At 66.8% G+C, this 2285-nt stretch carries 1 pseudogene; it reads left to right on the top strand.

Annotated features, from left to right (window positions below):
* Nucleotides 1-257: 257 nt before the first annotated feature.
* Nucleotides 258-1452 (top strand): annotated as a pseudogene (locus ABZ810_RS47590) (IS256 family transposase).
* Nucleotides 1453-2285: the final 833 nt, after the last annotated feature.

Raw genomic sequence — 2285 nt, forward strand, 5'->3', positions numbered from 1 at the left:
GCTGAACGAACTCGCCGCTGCCTACCCAGGTCGCATCAGGTAAGACAACCAGACCCACACCAAGATCAACTTTACACACTACGAGTTACAAGCTCGGGTGGGTTGCATCCATTCGAGTGCTGTATGAGTTTCCACAGGTGAGGCGTGTTGTCGGGACGTGAGACGGCCACCGCGTGCTCCTTCGAATCGACCAAGAACCGAAGGAGAACAAACGCGATGGCCGTGAACGACAGTGTGCAGCATGGTCGGCCGAGCAGATCGAGGCGTGTGAGCCAGATCTGTTGCGGCAGCGAATGACCACGATGGCGAATGCTTTGATGTCGGCCGAGGCCGACGCGGTCTGTGGCGCCGCCTATGGCGAACGCGGCAGCGAGCGGGTCAACTCCCGCAATGGCTACCGGCCCCCTGACAGGGACACCCGGGCCGGGACGGTCGAGCTGGCGATCCCCCAGCTGCGGTCCGGGTCGTACTTTCCCGAGTGGCTGCTGAACCGGCGCCGCCGCGCTGAGCAGGCGCTGGTGCCGGTGGTGGCGACCAGCCATCTGCTCGGGTGTCGACGCGACGGGTGGACAAGCTGGTCGAGCAGCTGGGCATCAAGCACATCTCCAAGAGCCAGGTCTCAGAGATGTCCAAGATCCTGGACGCGCAGGTGGAAGCGTTCCGCAACCGCGCGTTGGACGCTGGCCCGTATGCGTTCGTGTGGGTGGACGCGCTGACGCAGAAGGTGCGTGAGGACGGCCGGATCGTGAACCTGCACGTGCTGGTCGCGACCGGCGTCAATGCCGATGGGCACCGCGAGATTCTGGGCGTGGAGGTGACTTCGGCCGAGGGCGGCGCCGGCTGGCTGGCGTTCCTGCCCGGCCTGGTGGCCCGCGGTCTGTCCGGCGTGCAGTTGGTCGTCTCCGACGCGCACCGCGGCCTGGTCGAGGCGATCGGCTCGACCCTGCCGGGCGCGGCATGGCCGCGCTGCCGCACCCACTACCTGCGCAACCTGCTGACCAAGGCGCCCAAGGCCGCGCAGCCGTGGGTGGCGACACTGGTCCGCACGACCTTCGGCCAGCCCGCCGACCAAGAGGTTCCCGCCCAGCACGCCCCGAGTGGTCGACTCGCTGGAGGCCAAGCATCCCGACGTCGCCGCCCACCTGGACGAGGCCCAAGCAAATCTGCTGGCCTTCACCGCGTTCCCGCGGGAGCTGTGGCGGCAGATCTGGTCCAACAACCCTCAGGAACGGCTGAACAAGGAAATCCGCCGCCGCACCGACGTGGTCGGCATCTTCCCCGACCGCACCGCCATCATCCGCCTGGTCGGCGCCGTGCTGATGGAACAGACCGACGAAATGGACCGAGGCCCGCCGCTACATGGGCCTGGACTTCCTGGCCAAGGCCCGCCTACGCGTGATCCCCGGCGACACTCCCAGTCAGAAGATCGACCAGCAGCAACTTACCGCTTAACCCGCACAAACAGATCACGCGGAGGCCGATCTCTTACACCACTCCGCTGGACGTGACCTCCCCGGTGGCCGGGGGCCGGTGGCCGGACTCAAAGCGTCGCCGCTCCGCGCCGGATCGGCAGCCCACTACTCCACGCGCAAGGTCAATGCTCGGCCCGCTCCGGGCCGCTGCCGAGCACGGCAGCGGTCGCCCCTTTGGTCTGAGGTGGTCGTCCGTCTGCGGGTGGCAACGGTGACGAGGTGCAAACTTGGCAGCGACGAGCAAAGTGAGTGGGCGGCAGAGGCCTCGGTCTCAGGTGCAGGTGTTCCGGCACCTCGGGCTCAAGCCAACAACCACCACTGCCGCGCTGCGCGCGGGAAATACGCGTGGCTGAGGAAGTCTGCAAAGTGCGGCTGCCCCTTGGGAGTTGGGATCCGCGGCAAACGGGTGACATCAGGTGAGGTGGCCGTCCAGGTTTCGCGCGCCGCTCGGCACCGGAGTTCAGATGCGACGGCGATGAGCGGGGATATGAGCAGTAGGTGCCCGAGGGTGGGTGCCCGAGGGTGGGTGCCCGAGGGTGGGTGCCCGAGGGTGGGTGCCCGAGGGTGGGTGCCCGAGGGTGGGTTTGTGGCTCTGAACTCGCTGTTGACGGGTGATCAGGAGTGGGATGGCAACTGCTTGCGCTGGGGTGTGCGGGTACCTGTGGTGGGGGTGGATTGGCGTGCTGTGGAACGGGGCCAGCGCCACCGCCGCAACCACCTGTCGCGCGTCAGACTTAGTGGCGCAGGAGTTAGTTGGGACTCCTGAGCCTGAAGGAGACGCAGGATGAGTCGCCCCCCACAGTTCTCGGTCGA

The sequence above is a fragment of the Spirillospora sp. NPDC047279 genome, assembly GCF_040643285.1.
Taxonomy (GTDB): domain Bacteria; phylum Actinomycetota; class Actinomycetes; order Streptosporangiales; family Streptosporangiaceae; genus Spirillospora.